Origin of the sequence: Fulvivirga sp. (genome assembly GCF_040220315.1) — a bacterium.
GTDB lineage: Bacteria > Bacteroidota > Bacteroidia > Cytophagales > Cyclobacteriaceae > Fulvivirga.
This window is the reverse complement of the sequence record NZ_JAVJUY010000088.1, coordinates 1-1503: the sequence shown is the minus strand read 5'-3', so window position 1 is coordinate 1503 and position 1503 is coordinate 1. Positions and strand designations below refer to the sequence as shown.

The window sequence follows — 1503 nt, the reverse complement described above, 5'->3', positions numbered from 1 at the left end:
AGTTTGAAGTGATAATGAAGGAATTTTAACTCTCTCCAAAGGCAAAGTCATGTTATTGGTTATTTTAATCCCATCCTGATGCCTTATTTTTAACAGGAAAATATAATCATTCAAAAAATCGAGCTCCTTCTTTAAAGAAACGAGGTTGTCAGTATCATGCTCCAATACATAACGATATAAATCTGAAAGCTTATCAATAAACTCGACTGCCAATTTTGGTTGGGACTCTACCAAAGAAGAAAGCGTGCTAAAACTGTTAAACAAAAAGTGAGGATTCACCTGATTTTTAAGACCTTCATATTTAGCAGCCAACAGTTCTTTTTGAATCACCTCTTTTTCACGTGCATTTTTTACCGTTTCCTTAGTAGTTAGTTTGGTTAATTGATAATAGATAATAAGTAATCCCATAACATAACCCGTTGCTGCATCGCTTAAGAAATGTGGTTTTTCCATACAACAGTCACTTGGCACCCAGTATATCATATGAAAGTTGAAAATGTATGAAAAAAGAAAAACGCAAGGAATACATACCATTGCGCTTTTGAAAAAGATAACTGAAGGCCTGAATTCAAGCTGTTGGGTATTTACGCGCTTATAGAAATGGTTTACTGCGTAATCCAATATTTCCCATAACAGCATTACTACTGCTACGGTATAAATCATGTAATTGGTCGAGGCCTGATGCCAATGTATCGCCTCCTCTAAATTAGCTGCTTTCGTAAGCTTAAAGAAAAAGAATACGAAAACAGCTGTTAAGAACCTGAAGAGGTATTTGGGCATATATTTTAATTGGTTGATGCTACCGAGTTGCCATCGGTTACTTCAAAGCTCATGCTCAAACCTTTGGCTTTTTGAATACCTTTGCTTTTCGCAGTAACGAGGTAATAATATTTACCAGCTTCCACATTGGCTGTATTCACAGTTACCGTATAAAGATCGGAATTCTCAGCAGATTGTTCAACAGTGAATTCAATCGCTTTAGGTCCAACAATTCTTGGTGCTTCAAATTTTGCACGCTTAGCGCTAACTGATCTAACCATTAAAATCTCAAAATCGTAAGCTGATCCTTTCTGAAGAACCACCTGAGGGTTATCAACAACCAAGTCTACTCCATCTTTTGGAGCTTCATAATCTTGTGCGCTAACAGCTACAGCTGCGAATATTAAAACTAGAGTGAGTAATTTTTTCATGACATTCAGATTTAAAGTGTATTCAAAGGAACGGCATAAAACAACGGGTAAGTAGTTGATTTTAATGAACTGAGGAATTATTCGAATGAAGTGTAGATAATTAAAAACGAATTGTAGACTACTTTTTAAAGCCATACGGACAATGGCGGCATCCACTCTTACAACAATACCCTCTTTGTAGGTGGTATTCTTCAGTAAAAACGTATAAACCGTTTTCTATATAGTACAACGGCTTTCCGCTTAGCTTCTTTTTCTTACTCACTTTACTATAAGACAGAAACGGGCTTTTTGTTTTCATCAATGGCTACAAAAG

General features: G+C 36.0%; 3 protein-coding genes. All 3 read right to left on the bottom strand.

Features of this window, described 5'->3' with window-relative positions:
• Positions 1-780, bottom strand: a 780-nt coding sequence (locus RLO81_RS03920) for a sensor histidine kinase (protein ID WP_350107527.1), incomplete at its 3' end; no start/stop codon positions are given.
• 5 nt (positions 781-785) lie between these two features.
• Positions 786-1190 carry a hypothetical protein gene (locus tag RLO81_RS03915; RefSeq protein ID WP_350107524.1) on the bottom strand — a complete coding sequence of 135 codons (405 nt, stop codon included), beginning with the start codon at positions 1188-1190 and terminating at the stop codon, positions 786-788.
• Between the two features lie 118 nt (positions 1191-1308).
• Positions 1309-1488, bottom strand: coding sequence for a C1orf53 family protein (locus tag RLO81_RS03910; RefSeq protein ID WP_350107521.1), 180 nt, complete (start codon positions 1486-1488; stop codon positions 1309-1311).
• Between the last annotated feature and the right edge of the window lie 15 nt (positions 1489-1503).